20 protein-coding genes and 2 pseudogenes are annotated in these 17611 nt (G+C 55.0%); 9 read left to right on the top strand and 13 right to left on the bottom strand.

Annotated features, from left to right (window positions below):
• Positions 1-27: 27 nt before the first annotated feature.
• Complete coding sequence (locus tag N2A98_RS05470; RefSeq protein WP_003188815.1) at positions 28-438, bottom strand: HPF/RaiA family ribosome-associated protein; 411 nt, start codon at positions 436-438, stop codon at positions 28-30.
• Between the two features lie 213 nt (positions 439-651).
• Positions 652-1599: a LysR substrate-binding domain-containing protein gene (locus N2A98_RS05465; protein ID WP_032893426.1), complete on the bottom strand. Its 948-nt coding sequence runs from the start codon at positions 1597-1599 to the stop codon at positions 652-654.
• Positions 1600-1736: 137 nt separating this feature from the next.
• Between N2A98_RS05465 and N2A98_RS05460 the strand changes: the two genes are divergently transcribed.
• The 3 genes from N2A98_RS05460 to N2A98_RS05450 all read left to right on the top strand — a co-directional run bounded on the left by N2A98_RS05460 (position 1737) and on the right by N2A98_RS05450 (position 5059).
• Entirely contained in the window at positions 1737-3113 is a 1377-nt protein-coding gene (locus N2A98_RS05460) for an L-serine ammonia-lyase (RefSeq protein ID WP_044272029.1), read from the top strand.
• A gap of 61 nt (positions 3114-3174) precedes the next feature.
• Positions 3175-4464: a serine/threonine transporter gene (locus N2A98_RS05455; RefSeq protein ID WP_275623119.1), complete on the top strand. Its 1290-nt coding sequence runs from the start codon at positions 3175-3177 to the stop codon at positions 4462-4464.
• Between the two features lie 277 nt (positions 4465-4741).
• A complete protein-coding gene (locus N2A98_RS05450) occupies positions 4742-5059 on the top strand; it encodes a DUF3509 domain-containing protein (protein WP_032893434.1) in 318 nt (105 codons plus the stop codon).
• Here the strand turns inward: N2A98_RS05450 and N2A98_RS05445 are convergent.
• Positions 5056-5309, bottom strand: a pseudogene (locus tag N2A98_RS05445) (phosphate-starvation-inducible PsiE family protein); the annotation flags it as partial. The gene N2A98_RS05450 and the pseudogene N2A98_RS05445 sit on opposite strands and share 4 nt — an antisense overlap.
• A gap of 157 nt (positions 5310-5466) precedes the next feature.
• Here N2A98_RS05445 and N2A98_RS05440 point away from each other — a divergent pair.
• Positions 5467-5745, top strand: coding sequence for a hypothetical protein (locus N2A98_RS05440; RefSeq protein ID WP_275623118.1), 279 nt, complete (start codon positions 5467-5469; stop codon positions 5743-5745).
• Between the two features lie 209 nt (positions 5746-5954).
• Positions 5955-6680: a hypothetical protein gene (locus N2A98_RS05435; protein ID WP_275623117.1), complete on the top strand. Its 726-nt coding sequence runs from the start codon at positions 5955-5957 to the stop codon at positions 6678-6680.
• Between the two features lie 621 nt (positions 6681-7301).
• Here N2A98_RS05435 and N2A98_RS05430 read toward each other — a convergent pair.
• On the bottom strand, positions 7302-7853 hold the full coding sequence (locus N2A98_RS05430; protein ID WP_275623116.1) for a hypothetical protein: 552 nt from the start codon (positions 7851-7853) through the stop codon (positions 7302-7304).
• Position 7854: 1 nt separating this feature from the next.
• Here N2A98_RS05430 and N2A98_RS05425 point away from each other — a divergent pair, with 1 nt between their 5' ends.
• Positions 7855-8814 carry a hypothetical protein gene (locus N2A98_RS05425; RefSeq protein WP_275623115.1) on the top strand — a complete coding sequence of 320 codons (960 nt, stop codon included), beginning with the start codon at positions 7855-7857 and terminating at the stop codon, positions 8812-8814.
• A gap of 5 nt (positions 8815-8819) precedes the next feature.
• On the top strand, positions 8820-9239 hold the full coding sequence (locus tag N2A98_RS05420) for an adenylyltransferase/cytidyltransferase family protein (RefSeq protein ID WP_275623114.1): 420 nt from the start codon (positions 8820-8822) through the stop codon (positions 9237-9239).
• A 229-nt stretch (positions 9240-9468) separates the two neighbouring features.
• Here the strand turns inward: N2A98_RS05420 and N2A98_RS05415 are convergent, their stop codons facing one another.
• The 5 genes and pseudogenes from N2A98_RS05415 to N2A98_RS05395 form a co-directional block, all read right to left on the bottom strand.
• Positions 9469-9810: a phosphate-starvation-inducible PsiE family protein gene (locus N2A98_RS05415; RefSeq protein WP_345774699.1), complete on the bottom strand. Its 342-nt coding sequence runs from the start codon at positions 9808-9810 to the stop codon at positions 9469-9471.
• Positions 9811-10020: 210 nt separating this feature from the next.
• A pseudogene (locus N2A98_RS05410) lies at positions 10021-10272 on the bottom strand (phosphate-starvation-inducible PsiE family protein); the annotation flags it as partial.
• A gap of 169 nt (positions 10273-10441) precedes the next feature.
• The gene (locus tag N2A98_RS05405) at positions 10442-10711 is read right to left on the bottom strand and encodes a type II toxin-antitoxin system RelE/ParE family toxin (RefSeq protein ID WP_078466755.1); all 270 of its coding nucleotides are present in this window, start codon (positions 10709-10711) and stop codon (positions 10442-10444) included.
• Entirely contained in the window at positions 10701-10889 is a 189-nt protein-coding gene (locus N2A98_RS05400; RefSeq protein WP_014717050.1) for a hypothetical protein, read from the bottom strand. The genes N2A98_RS05405 and N2A98_RS05400 overlap by 11 nt, the downstream gene beginning before the upstream one ends.
• Before the next feature lie 151 nt (positions 10890-11040).
• Entirely contained in the window at positions 11041-11286 is a 246-nt protein-coding gene (locus tag N2A98_RS05395; protein WP_153474992.1) for a DUF6124 family protein, read from the bottom strand.
• Between the two features lie 420 nt (positions 11287-11706).
• On the opposite strand from N2A98_RS05395, the gene N2A98_RS05390 reads away from it, so the two are divergent.
• Positions 11707-11967, top strand: coding sequence for a YebG family protein (locus N2A98_RS05390; protein ID WP_003188807.1), 261 nt, complete (start codon positions 11707-11709; stop codon positions 11965-11967).
• 55 nt (positions 11968-12022) lie between these two features.
• Here N2A98_RS05390 and N2A98_RS05385 read toward each other — a convergent pair whose 3' ends face one another.
• Entirely contained in the window at positions 12023-13042 is a 1020-nt protein-coding gene (locus N2A98_RS05385) for a Glu/Leu/Phe/Val dehydrogenase dimerization domain-containing protein (protein ID WP_044272022.1), read from the bottom strand.
• A 186-nt stretch (positions 13043-13228) separates the two neighbouring features.
• Here N2A98_RS05385 and N2A98_RS05380 point away from each other — a divergent pair, with 186 nt between their 5' ends.
• Positions 13229-14032, top strand: a complete 804-nt coding sequence (locus tag N2A98_RS05380) for a transglutaminase family protein (protein WP_275623112.1) — start codon at positions 13229-13231, stop codon at positions 14030-14032.
• 36 nt (positions 14033-14068) lie between these two features.
• Here the strand turns inward: N2A98_RS05380 and N2A98_RS05375 are convergent, their stop codons facing one another.
• The 3 genes from N2A98_RS05375 to fahA all read right to left on the bottom strand — a co-directional run bounded on the left by N2A98_RS05375 (position 14069) and on the right by fahA (position 17610).
• On the bottom strand, positions 14069-15421 hold the full coding sequence (locus N2A98_RS05375) for an aromatic acid/H+ symport family MFS transporter (RefSeq protein WP_044272018.1): 1353 nt from the start codon (positions 15419-15421) through the stop codon (positions 14069-14071).
• 254 nt (positions 15422-15675) lie between these two features.
• The gene (maiA, locus tag N2A98_RS05370) at positions 15676-16311 is read right to left on the bottom strand and encodes a maleylacetoacetate isomerase (RefSeq protein WP_032893438.1); all 636 of its coding nucleotides are present in this window, start codon (positions 16309-16311) and stop codon (positions 15676-15678) included.
• A 12-nt stretch (positions 16312-16323) separates the two neighbouring features.
• A complete protein-coding gene (fahA, locus tag N2A98_RS05365; protein WP_275623111.1) occupies positions 16324-17610 on the bottom strand; it encodes a fumarylacetoacetase in 1287 nt (428 codons plus the stop codon).
• Between the last annotated feature and the right edge of the window lies 1 nt (position 17611).

Here is a 17611-nt window from a genome sequence, read left to right as displayed (position 1 = left end):
CCCGTTTTCAGTGGGGAATGGAAAAAATCAGCCGTTAATGGCAGCGTTTTCGTTTTCCAGGAATTCCTCTTCCAACGCGTCTTCGTTCACTTTGTTGATTGGCTGGTTTTTACCGGCAGCGCGCGGCTTGCCTTGCAGTTTGCCAAACAGATGTTCCAGTGCGTGGTCGAGCTTGACTGCGGCGCCATCGATCGCCTGTTCCAGCGTATCGGCTTTATGGCACACGGAAACTGGTTGATGGCCCTTTGGCCGTGCTTCCAGACGGCAACTCAAATCGTGGGGGCCGGGCTTGTCGCCGTTTTCGTCCCGCAGGTAGACCTCCACACGGGTCAGGTCTTCTTCATAGCGTTCGAGCGTGCTCTCAATGGTAGTACGTACCCACTCCTCCAGTCGGATGCTGCTTTCAATATGGTTATCGCTATTGACTTGGATTTGCATAGTTCTTCCCTTATTTCAGCTAGCTCGCCAGAGGTCACAAACTGCAACACCGGGGTGGTGAAACCATGACCTCTTGATTACACAATTGAGCACCTGCTGAAACAATTCAAGTCCTTTGCAAAGATAAATCCTACATTACAAATTAACCCTGACGACGAGCAAAAACGCTGTTAGGGTGGGGAGTTAGTTACATCTTCTTACGCCCTGCCAAACTCACAATTGCCCCTCTCCCAACGGGTGCAATCCGCGAAAAATCCCCGCTTCCTCCACCAGCCAGTCATGCACCGCGCGCACGCCCGGATGGTTCAACGCGCCCGGCGCATACAGCAGCACGTAGCGTTTATGGTTGGGCACCGCCAGGCCGAACGGCACGATCAAGGTGCCGCGCTCCAGCTCATCGTTCAGCAAGGTGCGCCGCGCAATCGCCACGCCCATGCCGGCGATGGCGGCTTCGATGGTCAGGTGGTTGCGGTTGAAGGTGTGCCCGCGCCGCACGTCGGCACCGTGATAGCCGATGGCATTGAGGTAAAACTCCCACTCGGCATATTCATAACTCCCACGCCAGGCGGTGATGTCGTGCAGCAGCGGGAAATGCGCCAGGTCCGCCGGGCCATGCAAGGGCGGGCGGCCACGCAACAGGCTGGGGGCGCACACCGGGAATATCTGTTCATCCAACAGGGCTGTGGATAACAACCCCGGGTAGCTGCCGTCGTTGAGGTCGATGGCCAGGTCGAAGTCGCCTTCATGCAGGGCGATGCTGCTGTCTTCGGCGACCATGCGCAGTTGAATGTCCGGAAAACGCTGCTGAAAGCGCGGCAGACGCGGGGTCAGCCACTTACCCAGAAACGAGGGGATCGAACGCAGGCGCAAGGTGCCGCTGATCATCCCGGCGTCCAGGCGCTGCAATTCCGCATCAATGCTGCCGTAGGCCTCCCCCACCACGGCCGCCAGGCGCTGCCCCTCGGCGCTGAGTTCCACCCCGCGCGCACGCCGATGAAACAGCCGAAAGCCCAGGCGCTCCTCCAACTGGCGAATCTGCTGGCTCACCGCTCCTGGCGTGATGTGCAGTTCTTCGGCGCAGCGAGTGAACGACAGATGCCGTGCAGCGCAGGAAAACACATGCAACCAGACATAGGTCTGGCCGTGGAGGGGGCGAGTCATAGCGTTTAGTCCTGCTAAAGGGTGTCTTAGGATAATTCGTTGGTCAGTGCCGAGCCAGAGGCTCAGTATCGCGCCAATTCCGCCTGCTCTACAAAACATGGCAGCGATTTCTACTCCATTGCTTGTAAGGCTTTAGCATGGCTATCAGTGTTTTCGATCTATTCAAGGTGGGCATCGGCCCTTCCAGCTCCCACACCGTCGGCCCGATGCGCGCTGCCGCGACGTTTGCCCAAGCCCTGACCGACCAGCAGGTGCTCAGCCAAACCCGTCGCGTCGAAGTGCGCCTGTATGGCTCGCTGTCCGCCACCGGCGTCGGCCATGCCACCGACCGCGCCTGTGTCATGGGCTTGATGGGCGAATGGCCAGACCGCGTCGACCCCACCTCGATCAACGGGCGTATCCAGCAACTGCGCGAGTCCGGCCGGCTGTTGCTGGCCGGCCAACAGGAGATTGCCTTCAACTGGCACACCGACCTGTTGCTGCTGGACGAAAGCCTGCCCTACCACCCCAACGCCATGTCCCTGCACGCCTATGGCGACACCGGCCTGCTGAGCGAACAAACCTATTACTCGGTGGGCGGTGGTTTCATCATTGAAGCCGCCGAAGCCGCATCAGGCGTTGCGCCCACCAGCGATGTGCAATTGCCCTATGATTTTTCCAGCGCGGTCGAACTGCTGGCCTTGTGCAACAAGCACGGCCTGCGGGTATCCGAGCTGATGATGGCCAATGAACGGGCGTGGCGCAGCGACGAAGAAATCCGCAGCGGCTTGCTGCATATCTGGTCGGTGATGCGCGAATGCGTGGAGCAGGGCCTGCGTGATGAAGGCATCCTGCCCGGGGGCCTGGATGTGCCGCGTCGCGCCGCGAAATTGCACCGCAGCCTGTTGGAAATCGGCAAGCCCAACGTGATCACCTCGACCTTGTCGGCGATGGAATGGGTCAACCTGTTCGCCCTCGCCGTCAACGAAGAAAACGCCGCCGGCGGGCGCATGGTCACCGCGCCGACCAATGGTGCGGCCGGGATCATCCCCGCCGTGCTGCACTACTACATGAAGTTCAACGCCGACGCGTCTGACGACGATGTGGTCAATTTCTTCCTCGCCGCCGCCGCCGTCGGCATCCTCTGCAAGAAAAACGCCTCCATCTCCGGCGCCGAAGTCGGCTGCCAGGGCGAAGTGGGCTCGGCCTGCGCCATGGCCGCTGCCGGCTTGGCCGATATCCTCGGTGCCACCCCGGAGCAACTGGAAAACGCCGCCGAAATTGGCCTGGAACACAACCTCGGCCTGACCTGCGACCCGGTCGGTGGCCTGGTGCAGGTGCCGTGCATCGAGCGCAATGCCATTGCGGCGGTCAAGGCGATCAACGCCACGCAGATGGCCCTGCGCGGCGATGGCAAACACTTCATCTCCCTCGACCGGGTCATCCGCACCATGCGCGATACCGGCGCCGATATGCATGACAAATACAAAGAAACTTCACGGGGCGGCCTGGCGGTCAGCTGGGTGGAGTGCTGATCGGAGCACTGCTACCCGCCCCAACGTGAGCCCGCGCAAAAATAATAACGAGGCAATACCGATGACTGATGCACGTACACCTGCTGCCGAAAATCCCGATGTCAGAGAAAGCACAGTAACCACCGGCTGGACCAAACACGACACCACCTGGATGCTCGGCCTCTATGGCACCGCCATCGGCGCGGGCACCCTGTTCCTGCCGATCAATGCCGGCGTCGGTGGCTTCTGGCCGCTGATCGTGCTGGCACTGCTGGCCTTCCCGATGACTTTCTTCGCCCACCGTGGGCTGACGCGCTTTGTGCTTTCGGGCAAATCCGGCGACATCACCGAAGTGGTCGAGGAACACTTTGGTGTCGGCGCCGGCAAGCTGATCACCCTGCTCTACTTCTTTGCGATCTTCCCGATCCTGCTGGTGTACAGCGTGGCGCTGACCAACACCCTGGGCAGTTTCATGGAGCACCAATTGCACATGGCGCCGCCGCCCCGGGCGATTCTGTCGCTGGTGCTGATCCTCGGCCTGATGGCCATTGTGCGTTGCGGCCAGGGCGTGATCGTCAAGGCCATGAGCGTGCTGGTGTACCCGTTCGTTGCCGCCTTGCTGCTGCTGGCATTCAGCCTGATCCCCAACTGGAACGGCGCGTTCTTCGCTTCGGCCAGCGAGGGCATGCCGCTACCGCTGTTTTTCAAGACGCTGTGGCTGGCCATCCCGGTGATGGTGTTCTCGTTCAACCATTCGCCGATCATCTCTGCCTTTGCCGTGGACCAGAAACGCGTCTACGGCGCCCAGGCCGAGCGCAAAAGCAGCGGCATCCTGGCCACCGCCCACGGCATGATGGTGCTGACCGTGATGTTCTTCTGCTTCAGCTGCGTACTGGCGCTGTCACCGGCTGACCTGGCCGCGGCCAAGGCGCAGAACATCTCGATCCTGTCTTACCTGGCCAACCACTTCCAGACGCCGGTGATTGCCTACGCCGCACCGTTGATCGCGCTGGTGGCGATCACCAAATCCTTCCTGGGCCACTACATCGGCGCCAGCGAAGGCTTCCAGGGGCTGATCGTCAAGTCCCTGCGCGGGCGCAACCGCTCAATGTCGTCCAAATGGCTGGAGCGTTGCACCGCGTTGTTCATGGTGCTGACCTGCTGGGCCGTGGCCACCTTCAACCCGAGCATCCTGGGCATGATCGAAACCATGGGCGGGCCGATCATCGCGTGCCTGCTGTTCCTGATGCCGATGTACGCGATCCGCCGAGTGCCATCTTTGCGCCAGTATTCAGGCCAGGCATCGAATGTGTTTGTGGTGGTCATCGGGCTGATTGCGCTGTCTGCGATCGTTTTTTCCGTGATGCCCTGAATTAGCTCACTGATCTCAAAAACAGCACAAAAAAATGTGGGAGCGGGCTTGCTCGCGAATGCGGTGTATCAGCCAACAAATACTTGGCTGAAGGACCGCCTTCGCGAGCAAGCCCGCTCCCACATTTGGATTTCTGTGCCGGGTAAATCGCTCTACGGCACGGCCCTTGCTGTAGAGCTTTTGAGGAAAACGGAATTTGGCCAGTGGTCAGGTAATGCGAACTAATCCCGACACCGGCCGTCAATGACTGCATGTTCTTATCAGGCGGTAACGCACCATGGACAACCCTTTTCAGATCATCACCGACACCTTCAGCCCCCAATACCGCGTCAACCTGAGCATCCAACGGCTGGACGGCAGCATCATGCTCACGCTCTCGAACGAGACCGGCGTGGTGGCCAAGCGCATGATCAGCGCCGAACAACGCAACGACCCGCAACGCCTCAAGCGCCTGGTGCAAAGCATCCAGTTCGGCATCGCCATCGAACAGGGCCACAGCGCCGTGCAAATCCTGGAACTGATGACGGACGGCGACAGCCACAAACTCCTGCAGCGACCGCCCGCCCGTACCCTGCCCTTCAGCGTCGGGCTTTAAAGCTCGCCCTTCTCGGTCTCCAGGCTCGCCTCGCCCTTGCGACGCGGGCTTTCGACCTTCACCGAAGGAAAGGCCGACGACGCGTAGCGCACCACCAGGATCGCAAACGCCAACAGCAAAATGCCGCCGCACAGGTAGATGATGCCCAGGTCCGGCGGTTGTGGTGCGACACGTTGGAGATCAGCAAACGCGTGAGCGCGGTGATCGCCACGTAGATCAAAAAGCGCACCGGCATGTGGTTGGTCTTGAATTATGGTCTCGCCCATTCACTGATAATTGAAGGCCCGATTCGCTTTTCGGCCAATTGACATTCTTCTACTTGCATCTATCATGGCCCAGAGCCACCATCAAAACGCTAGCCTGCAAAATAGGATTTGCGTACATGAAAATAAAGCAGAGAGAAATGGATGTCAGTTATTAAGAAAGATACAAACTACGGCTATTTGAATTTCTTTGAAATTACTGAAAGCGGGCTTTATCGAACTCAGAAGAAAACGGACGGCGAGATAAAGTCTAAAAGCTTTGGACTTGATACAACTTTAGTTTTACGAAATATAAAAGCATGGGTAGATTCTAGACGTTTCAAAGAAACCTCACCTTGGGCAGAGCTTGGTGAGTCTGGTGATCCATCAGTCATGTGTTACTGCAAAGAATTCATGAGTTTGAAAACGGTGATTTTCTCCTAACATTGTGGAAGCATGACCCAAGCGACTCCAAAAGCTATAGAGGGCTCCGGCTTAACGAAAAGGGCGAGCCTATCGGGTTTATCAGCAATAACGCTTTGGACACTGGGGATGATGTTGTGTGGGGACATCCTTGCTACTACTGGATAATCCCGGAATCAAACTTAGTAATCTCGATAAAGTTCGAAGATTCAAAATGTGACTCTGACCTGATGCAAAAATGGATTAATTATTGCGTCCGATATCGTTTGAAAATAGATAAATTCAACAAGCGGCAACCCGGCGACTCTGCCACTACAATTTATTTTAGCTCAGAAGCAGCACCTGAAGATTACAGCCTTTTATATCGCTTCTCAAAAAAGATAAAAGAATTCAGAACTAGCGAAGCATACCTCAAAAAAATATGCGAAACGACTAAACATGTACTTTTAAGAAATGAGGTTATAGTCAGCTCCGAAATTGTTGAGCAGGAGAACAAAAAATCTCAAAAAACGATGTTAACGCTAGATAAAGCAAACAATGAAATATTCGATTTTATTGAAAATATTATGGGCCGGTTTTTTGGCCCAGTCACAGATGACAAAGTAAGTGACGACGGCAAGAGAAGAGTCGAAGTAAAGCTTGAAGCAACACCAACTTATGAGCAAATGCAAGACTTCATGAAGTATTCTTCCGACTTCCCTGAAGACGGCTGGGCAGATGTAATTTTCATTGATGAAAACGAAAACAAGACCTCCATCAAAAAACATAGACTAGTCGAAAGGGTTATGCTGCCAAAAAGCGGAGAAATATATTCCGCAATTTTGCTATACGCCACGATCGCAGGAAATCGCTTAAACTACTTACAGTCCATTTCCAACATCACTAAAGATGCTGCAGCAACCGAAGTAGCTGAAGTAGCTGAAGTAGCTGAACAATCAGATGCAGTGCTAGCTTAATGGTTATTTTATTACTCTGCCTCGTGCCGCCCATAATATCTATGCTTTGTGGTTGGCAACTTAAGTTCGAAACAGTATCAGCCACCCTAGGCCTACTTGTAGGCGTCTCAGGGGCTATATTCACAATTATGAGTATATGGATCGCTTTTTTATACCCTAATGTCCTCAGAACTTTGAAAGGAGACAATCTTGTTAACGCTGACTTTAGCTCTAGTGGTGGTGACACGACTAGACTGAAAATCATTGTTGGAGTAATAGTTCAATCTGCTTTATCTATGGCCTTCTCTCTAATCGGCATGCTGTTTGTAAGTTTTTATGAAGGCTTTGGATTCAGAGCCCAAGAAATAACTTTAACTATAATGCAGTTCCTTCTGGTGTTCTTTAGCGGACTACAAATCTCCGCGATACTGAGCGTTATCCACATAAATTCTAGCTTCATAAAAAACCTTGAAGGGAAAAATAAAGCTCGGGCACGCGACTGGGACACCTAATGCTAACCACGCGACAACAAGGACATAAAAATGCTATGCAATTATATTCCCACACTTGACGCACCAACACTGGAATCTCTTGATTGGTACAAGTCCCGACTGCTACAGCTTCAGTCCATTACAAAATAGCTTAATTCAGTTCAATCCAGCTTCTAAGTATGTAAGCTGGATCTGCCACACAGCAAACCGTAGAGTTAGGATAGGAGGACTCAAGCTCTAAATCCCTATGGACTTTCCTTTTTATATAGAGATTATGAAATAAAACAGAAACACCAAGAGACAAAAGAACGCCCTTGGTAATTACTGCATCATCCAGTCTTATATCGCGTCTTTTTTTCTTTACTAAATCTCTTCTGGTTAGGAGAGATCTGTAATGTGAAGTTATAAAATGGCTTTTTTCTTGATTATACGCATGAAGACCTTTTTCGCTCCTAAGGTCTAGAACTTTTTCAAGCGGTACCGAAACCTCACTAACTACTACGCAAGGTTGCAGTCCATGACTCTTAAACGATGCCCACTCCATGGCATTGACCTTAGGGCAGGCGAATCCATCAACAAAAAAATACACACCATTACCTAACCAATCCTCTTCACTTGGATTGACTTCGAAGCCGGACTCCACTATACAGCTAGCCTTATCCAAGGTCGTGCCATGATAAGCCAAAAAATTAAGATTATCCAAGATGAAAAACCCGCTATCCGCCACTCAAATAAAAATCGAATACTACTTCCACACTCTATTTAAGAAGCATATCAAAAAAAGCTTGTATGCGAAATTTTCTTTTGGGCTGCTAGCTGCGTCAGTTAGCAGCATCGCAATAAATCCAATTGCCGAGATAACTTTAGCAATAGTAGACAAAAACAAAGAACCAGCCTCTTGCAGCATATCGCTCACTTCGTTGAATACAGCAGCATTTATAACCTTCTTATTTCTTTCAATAGTATTTTTTTCGTTAGCAAAAATTGAGCAGCGAAAAATAAAACCAGAACAGATTAATTCAACCAAAAAAATTGTTGGTCATTGGCGGCTAGGTAACGCCAACATCCACTGCTACAATGGAGACATAACCGAAATTAGCGAGGTAGATATAGTAATAACTTCAGAGGACACCGGCCTGGAGTTAGGATCTCTCACTGGAACATCTACTTCAGGAAGAATCAGAAAACTTGCAGCCACAAGACATAAAACACAAGAAATAAAGAAAGACAACCTTTTCGACTTTGTCTCCGACTGGAAAAATCAATCCGGCAAAATGTCAAACTTCGAACTTGGCACTTGTATTTCATGCCCTCCCTTTGAGGCAGCATCGAACAATATCAAAAGAATCATAACCGCTGTAGCAATTCAAAAAAACCAAGACAAAACGACCACCATCGAAACCAGAGCTCTAGTTAAAATTGTAAAATTTGCTATTGATACCGCTCAAAAAGAAAACTATAGATCAATTTTTATCCCAGTATTTGCCCTAGGCAGTGGAAACCTAGACCCAGAAAAAACTATAAGCTCAACCATTAACTCTATAAAATCAGCATATGGTTCATCATCGATTGAACTTGACATTTACATAGGCACATACAGAGATTCTGACCTAGTAGAGCTCATCACTCAGTTGCAAAACACACTACACGCACAACCAAGTTAAAGAACATGCAACGCACCAAACTCACCAATTCAAGAAAACTAAAAATCGGATATACTAGCGGCGTGTTTGACTTACTTCACGAGGGACATATTAGATATGTCACCTCCTGCCAAAGCCTATGCGACATATTGATCATAGGTGTCGATTCAGATCGCCGAGTCAAGATTCGAAAAGGAGATCACAGACCAATCCTAACGGAAAAAATCAGACATTTAACAGTATCTCAAATCAACAAACATACTTTCATAAAACGTCTGAATAGCAAATATTACATAGAAAAACTTTCAGCTGACATCATATTTATATCTAGCGATCGTAAACATAAGCTTAAAAAGCTTAATTCTAAGTACCCAACAAAAGAAATTATCACACTCCCCTATACACAGCAGATTTCAACATCGCTCATCATCTCAAAAAACGCTTAACCTCATTAACTTTATTCTTTGTCCACCGGGAGAGCAGATACGCTCTCTCCCAGTGATTTTAGATAAAACAAGCCATCTCAATCACAATTGAACACCTCGAAAGCTCAACCACTATGAACTGTAAACCTTCCTACTACTCATTCACAATAGAGCAACTTTCGCACCACCACCCACAAATTCGAAGCATGCAAACTCTACGAATACTCTATTAACGACTAATTCTTTAAATTCATTTATCCTTATCAGCCTCAACCGCCTCCCCAGTTGCACCTATCGCTTTACTCGATGGGAATTTATATGAAGCAAACCTGACAGCCAGAACAGACAGAGCCAAAAAGAAAATCCCCCCACACAAATAAACCAGTCCAACGTCTGGAGTCCTGTGATGTGAGACATCACCTATAAGATAGCGAGTGAGGGCGGTAATGGCTATGTATAACAAAAAACGTATTGGCAGATGATTAGTTTTAAAATAAATTCCTACCATCGCCCCTAATTCTAGGTAAATAAATAACAGAAGAATATCATCAATACTCGCACGACCTGCATTAAACATATCCACAAATGCCATTACCGAGGCCCATGCAGTAATAGCCCCGATGGCAAATAATCCAAGATAATGAAACCCTTCGACCAATAAATTCCCTACAGCGTTTGCCCCGTCATGCATACGCTTACGGGTTCCGTCAGCCCATTTCATAGATAACCACCTAAATTTGGTTTAGAAAATTTGAGTTTATGCTTGCAATGCGGAAGCTGGCTCTAGAGGTTGTGTTAGATACAGGTGATTGGTCTTGAAGTAAATCCCGACCATCGCACCCAGCTCCAAGTAGATGAACAGCAGCAAGATGTCATCGATCTTGATGTGCCCGTTCTCCAGCATCCCCAGGAATTCCATCACCGCCGCCCAGGCGGTCACCGCACCAATGGCGAACAGCGCCAGGTAATGGAACGACTCGACAAACAGATTACCCAGCGACTCGGCCAGCCCGTGGACTTGCTGGCGCAGCCTTTCGGCCCAGTTGATTTTCACGATGATGCTTCCTTAGGTCGGCTCGACCGGATAATGCGGGGTGGACGTGACGGTTGTTCTGTATGCAGAAACAAGGCCAGAGGGCAGGCATGAGATGATGACTGGCTAGCATGAGGCACGCATGAGGATGAGCAAAGTAGATCTTTTGCTCATCCGAAAAACGAAAATTTCAAGGATATCGCTGGCGTGCGTGTAAAACCGAGAGAATCCGAATGTTGTCTGTCACTTTGTATACAACCAGATAATTCGGATGTACCACCATCTCTCGTGTTCCGCCGATTCTGCCGGGGCGGTAAAGATGGGGTCTGCGCGAGAGGGCAAGCACCGAAGCTTCGATTGATCGCTTAAGCTGAAGCGCTGCTGCTGGATTACGATGACTGAGGTAGTCAATAATTTGCCGGAGTTCTACCCGCGCTGCGGGCGACCACTCAATCAGCATCGCCTTTCTTGAGTTTAGATTCGATCAGCGCTTGCATCTCGGCCATCACCTCGTCGTGAGGAATGCCAGGGCTTGGGTCATCAAGAGCGGCCTGCACTCTCGCGCGAAACCAGCGGTCGTAGCTGTCAGCCTGCTCTTCGATATCTGCTTGGATACCTGAGGAAAAGGAAGTGTCCATAAAAGCCTCCGTTGTGGATGTAAAAGGAGTCTAGTCGCTAGCGTTTTCGCTGTCGTGCTCCCGGCGATGAAGTGAGTAACAGAAAAAATCCGTGTTCACCAATCACTTTTTAGACCGTCCCCACAGGCGTGGGAACGATCAGATCATGGCATCAAGCTGGTGCAATTTGCTCCAGCGCTCGATCGACCAGCAGACCGCCCATTTCAATCAGTTGATGAATCGCCAGGACCAAGCTTCGCTGTGGACCATCAAGGTCGAATGCCAGGGTACTGGCCATCTCACGGGCGCTGTTCAAGGTTTCGCTGGCGTTTGCCAGCAAGGTTTCTGTATCAGCTTCAGGAGTGACACTGAAAAGCACTGACTCGGTAGACGGGGGGTTGGGTGTGTGTTTCTTCATCGACTAGTTCCTTAGTTAAGAAACCATCACCGTCTGCCGCCAAGCAGATTGGGTGACGGATTGCACAAGGTTGGCGGACCGGTAAGGAACAACCCGGCACCCCGAAGGGTCCATGCGCAACCCGCCATAAAAACAAGAGTGCCGTGTAAAAACCCAGCAATCTCATAGGGGGTCGTTGCGCTTCCTTGGTGGGCCGCCAAGCCCGCTCGCTGCAAATGCAGCGCACAAGGAAGGTAAGCCACCGGACAATTCCAGCGCAACCCCGCCAAGTTGTCAGAAATTTCCGGTGTAGCAAACCCCCATTTCCCAACTACATTAAAAACCTACTATCCAAACCCCGACGTTTGGCTTATCCTTTTCGCTGTATATAAATACAGTAGTCGCAAAAGACAACTATCGTGAAGGCATGTGAGGTGGTGAATGGCCGTCGAAGTGGTATACCGCAGCAGCCGAGATCTGGAGCGTTTGTTCATGGATAAAGCCGAAGCTGACCGTCATGACAAGATGCTTGAACTCGCTGAGTTGCTGGCAGAGGTGTTGCAAAAAGCCGTGCCGTCGTTGAGCGAGCAGCAGGTGGAAGAAGCCGGGATCTACATGGCGAAGAACCGCGATGTGTTTGCCAAGGCGTTCAAGAGCCAACCGGACGCATTGTCCGAGTTGCTGAACCCGGCGGCGGAGTAAAGCCCGAATTGAACAGGCCCTGAATCATGGATTCAGGGCCTTTTTAATGCCTGGCCTATTTGTACAGCAGGCGTTCGGCCAGCTCATCGGCCACCCGTGCGGGGGAGCGTTTTTCGGCTTGGGCGTGGGCGAAGATTTCGGTCAGGCGGCTGCCGATGTTCGACAGGTGCGCGGTGATGCCGGGCAGGTCGGTGCCGGCGTGTTTGAGGGCGACGTAGATCAGCCCGCCAGAGTTGATCACATAGTCCGGCGCATAGAGGATGCCGCGGCCTTCCAATTGGTCGGCGATGTCCAGGTTGGTCAGTTGCGCGCTGGCCGAGCCCGCCACGGCGGCGCAACGCAACTGGCCGACGCTGTTACGGTTGAACACGGCGCCGACGCCGCAGGGCGCAAGAATGTCGCACGGGGTGCTGAGCAAGGCGTCGTTGGCAATTGGATGGGCGCCCAGTTGCTGCATGGCCAGTTGCACCTTGCCGTGGTCGATGTCGCTGACCAGCAGCTCGGCACCGGCGGCATGCAGTTGCTCGGCCAGGGCGTAACCAACATTGCCAAGGCCCTGCACCGCGACGCGCAGGCCCTCGAGGTTGTCGCTGCCCAGGCGCGCCATAGCGGTGGTGCGGATACCGGCGAACACTCCCATGGCAGCATGGGGCGCGGGGTCGCCGGCGGCGGTGGTGCTGGTGACAAAGCGGGTGTTCTGGGCGATGCAGTCCATGTCGGCGACCGAGGTGCCGCTGTCGATCGAGGTGATGAAGCGGCCGTCGAGTTTTTCCACACAACGGCCAAACGCCTCGAACAGCGCCGCACGGCTTTCCACGTGCACGGGGCGGATGATCACCGCCGTGCCGCCGCCCACCGGCAGCCCGGCCAGTGCGGCTTTGTAGCTCATGCCTTGCGCCAGGCGCGCAGCATCGGCCACGGCGGTTTCATCATTAGGGTAGGCCAGGTAACGACAGCCACCCAACGCTGGGCCCAGGCGACTGTTGTGGATGGCGATGATCGCCTTCAAGCCGGTCACCGGATCAACGCTCAGGTGCAGCGATTCAAGGCGGGTGCTGTGCATGAGCGCAAACATCAATGAGCTCCCGAATCACTTCTGGTAGTGGGCCAAGTATAGGCTTGCGGCAGAAAACTGCTGGATTGCGCTGGAATAAGCCGCGCGTTTTCGTGGGATCTACGACATAAGCGCGTGGGATATCTCTCAAGATACTGGACGAAAATTCGCAGCAAGGCTAAAACGGGGCATACGCCGGAGAACTCGATGAACCCCCGCACAGCTTTTTTCGCCTGCCTGGACCGTTCACCCCCCGCGCTGTTCGAAGCCGCGCTGTGGATTGCTGCCGAGCATGACGCCAGCGTGCAGCCGGCGCTGATCCTGCACGACCTTGGCGCGCTACAACAACAGGTCAGCCTGGGCATGCCCCTGCTACCGGCGGATGAACTCGGCCAGCCGCTGCTGCGACGCATGAATGACCTGGGGTTTGCCCAGGATGACCATACGCCATTGCGCCCCGCCGCCGCGCTGTTGGACAAAGTGCTGCAACGCAAACGCGGGCAACCCTTGGCCATGGGCCTGATCGCACTGGAGATGGCACGGCGCCTGGATATCCCCATGGTCGGCGTGAACTTCCCCGGGCACTTCCTGCTGCGGGTACCGGGTGCCGATCACCTGCTGGACCCTTGCGGCGGCCGGCGCCTGTACCCTAATGACTGTCGCGAGTTGCTGGCGCGCCAATACGGGGAGAAGCTGAAATTGCAGGCCGACCACCTGCTGACCGCCGAGCCACGGGCGATCCTGCAACGGCTGTCGCGCAACCTGCGCCAACTCTACCTTGCCAACGACGAACCGTTGGCGGCCCTGGTGGACGCCGAGCGCGTACTGGAACTGGGCAACGCCAGCGCCTCCGACTACCTGGCGCGCGCCAGCCTGTATCAACGCCTGGACTGCCCGAGCGCCGAACGCTTTGACCTGGAACACGCGTTGATGCTCAGCGACGACCCGATCCAGCGTCTGCGCCTGACCGAGCGGCTCGGGCACCTGCCGCCCAACTCAGTGGTGCACTGACCCAACTCCCAACTGTAGGAGCGAGCAAGCTCGCTCCTACAGTGAGGGTTTGAGAACGTCGCTGTGCAGCGTGTTAGCTCCCGGCGCCCGCACTTGAATAATCAACAGCGCCGCAATCACCGCCGGAATCGCGCAGAAGAAGAAAATCTGCTCGACCGGGATATGCATCGCCAGCAACAGGCTGCCAAACAGCGGCCCCAGAATCGACCCGAACCGCCCCACCCCCAGCGCCCAGCCCGTGCCGGTGGCGCGCACGTGCGCCGGGTAGAAGTTGCTCGCAAAGGCATTGAGGGTCAGTTGCCCGCCGATGATGCAGAACCCTGCGGCAAACACGCAGGCCACCAGGTAGCGTGGGTTGTCGTGGTTCAAGCCCAGCAGGATGGTGCACAACGCTGCCGCCGCCAGCACGCCGGACAGCAGCCGCACTTTGCTCTTCAAGCGATCGGCAAACCAAGCCATGAGAATGGCGCCCAAGGTGCCGGCGAACAGGAACATGGAGGTGACCAGGTTGGCTTCGTTCAACGCCAGGCCGCTTTCGAGCAATAGCGACGGCAACCAACTGATCATGAAATACAGCAGGATCAGGCTGACAAAGAAAGTCGCCCAGATCAGCAGCGTCGGGCGCGCATAGCCGTTGCGAAACAGCTCCACCACCGTCAGTTTGCTGCCCTGTTCCTGGCGGTTCTCGGCCTCACTGGCGGACGGCGGCTGCCAGTCGGGCAGCATCCGCGCCGTGACCTTGCGCAAACGCAGGTACGGTGGAGCATCGCGCAGCAACCGCGGCAGGGATTCAGGCAACAGCCATACCAGAAACGGGAACAACAGCAACGGCGTCACACCGCCCGCCAGGAACACCGCCTGCCAGCCAAAACTGTCGATAAACCCGGCCGCCACAAAGCCACCCGCCGCGCCGCCGAACGAAAAGCCGCACGCCGCCAGGGTCACCATCAAGGTGCGCAGGCGTGGCGGCGAATACTCGGACATCAACGCCATGGCACTGGGCATCGCACCGCCCATGCCGATCCCGCAGATAAACCGCGCCGCCATCAACGTGGTCAGGGAATTGGCGAACACCATCAATACCGTGAGGCTGGCGTAGATCAGCACACACGCCAGCAGAATGCGTCGCACACCAAACCGATCCGCCAGCGGCGTCACCAGCAGCGAACCCAGGGTGAGGCCCAGCAGGTTGGCACTGAACACGGGCCCGAACGCGGATTTTTCCAGGCCCCAATCCTGGGCCAGCGCTGGCACTACATAGCCCAGCACCTGGGCGTCATAGCCATCGGTGACCAGTAGCAGAGCCAGCAGCAGGAGAATCAACCATTGATAGCGCGACACCGGACGGGCGTCGAGTGCCGCGCGAAAGCTGGCAATCTGATTGTGCATCGCAAGGTACCTTTATTTTTTTATTAGGTTGGCGCGATCAAATGTGGGAGGAGGCTTACCTTAATGCCAGTCAGTTAAGCGCGACCCCCCTGTGGGAGCGGGCTTGCCCGCGAAGGCGGTGTGTCAGTCACCGCATCTGCCACTGCACTAACGCTTTCGCAGGCAAGCCAGCTCCCACATTTGATCTTCATGGCTGTGAACATTGCGTTCGCTTAACTGAACGGCATTGGGGCTTTTCCCCCTCCCACAGGGGCCTAGGGGGTGTCAGGTTGATTGGCGGGGTGTGCCTGCATGAAGGCCGGATGTTGGGCCGCCAATGCCGCCACCCGCCCGATGCGTGGGTATGCCGCCAAGGGCACCTTGAAACGCTCGGCCGCGTACAACTGCGGGATCAGAAACGCATCGGCCAGGCCCGGTTGTTCGCCAAAGCAAAAACCGGTGTCGCCAATCAACTGCTCCACCGCGCCCAGGCCCTGGCTGATCCAATGCCCGATCCACTCCAGCAATTGCGCCTCGTCGTGCCCCCACTTGCGCAGCAAGTTCTGGGTGCTGGAGTTATGCAACGGGTGGATATCACAGGCGATGATCGATGCCACAGCCCGCTCGTGAGCCCTGGCGACCAAATCCTTGGCGAGCAGCGGCGCCTGTGGATAACGCTCTTCCAGGTACTCGATGATCGCCTGTGACTGGATCAACAACGCCCCTTCATCGCTACGCAACGCCGGCACGCGCCCTTGGGGGTTGATCGCCAGGTAGTCAGGTTGGCGGTTGGCGCCGCCGGCCGGCACCAGCAGGTTGACCGGCAGCGCGGTGAAATCCAGGCCTTTGAGGGCCAGGGCAATACGTACTCGATACGACGCGGTGGAACGGTAGTAGGTATAGAGTTCCATGGCCCTGCCCTCTCAGCGCGCCGCGACCACGGTACCGCGGCATTCGCCGAAGCCGATGGAGGTAAAGCCCTCGCGGCTGCAACGGGCACGCAAGATGATTTCGTCGCCATCCTCGAGGAATTTACGCACCTCACCGGAAGCCAATTCAATCGGCTTTTTACCGCCTTCGGTAATCTCCAGCAGGCTGCCGAACTGCCCCGGCTGCGGGCCAGACAAGGTGCCCGACCCAAACAGGTCACCGGCCTGCAACTGGCAGCCGTTGACGCTGTGGTGCGCCACCATTTGTGCCACGGTCCAGTACATATGCTCGGTGTTGCTCAGGGTCAGGCGATGGGCGGGCAGGTTTTGTTCACGCATCGAAGCCGTGGTGAGCAGCACTTCCAGCTCGATATCAAAGGCGCCCGCGTTCTGATCGCGCTTGTCCAGCAGGTAGGGCAGCGGTTGAGGATCACCCTCTGGACGTGCCGGCTGGGCCTTGCGGAAAGGTTCCAAAGCTTCGGCGGTGACGACCCACGGCGAGATGCTGGTAATAAAGCTTTTCGACAAAAACGGCCCCAGCGGCTGGTACTCCCAGGCCTGGATATCCCGCGCCGACCAGTCGTTGAGCAGGCAGAAACCAGCGATATGCTCGGCGGCATCGCCAATGGCAATCGCATCGCCTATGGCATTGCCCTGGCCGATCCAGATGCCCAGCTCCAACTCATAGTCCAGGCGCGCGCATGGGCCAAAGGTCGGCTCGGTCTGGCCGGCCGGCAGGGTCTGGCCTTTAGGGCGTCGCACCTCTGTACCCGAGGGGCGAATGGTCGAGGCACGGCCGTGGTAGCCAATGGGCACGTACTTGTAGTTCGGCAGCAGCGGGTTATCGGGGCGGAACAATTTGCCGACGTTTTGCGCATGCTCGATGCCGACGTAGAAGTCGGTGTAGTCATTGATCTTGGCCGGCAGGTGCATCTGGCAATCGGCGGCACGGTGCAGCACTTGCGCCTCGCGGGTTTGCAGCTTGCTGCCTTCGGCCAGCAGTTCCAGCAGGCGCTCGCGCAGGGCAACGCGGGGGCCACGGCCCAGCTCAAAAAACGTGTTCAACTGCCCACCCGCAGTGGCTTCGACGGCGCGCCGGGCTTGACCTTCAAACGCGTCCAGCGCGGCATGCAAGTCGAGAATCGCATCGCCAATCGCCACGCCACTGCGCGGTGCCGAGCCATTGATACTGAACACGCCCAGGGGCAAGTTCTGCAGGGGGAAATCCGCGTGGCCGTTGGCCGAGGATACCCAGCTGCGGGTCTGCGTTGGTTGAGTCATG

The organism is Pseudomonas sp. FJ2-5-13 (genome assembly GCF_029201605.1).
GTDB lineage: Bacteria > Pseudomonadota > Gammaproteobacteria > Pseudomonadales > Pseudomonadaceae > Aquipseudomonas > Aquipseudomonas lactis.
This window is presented reverse-complemented; position numbering and strand designations above follow the sequence as displayed.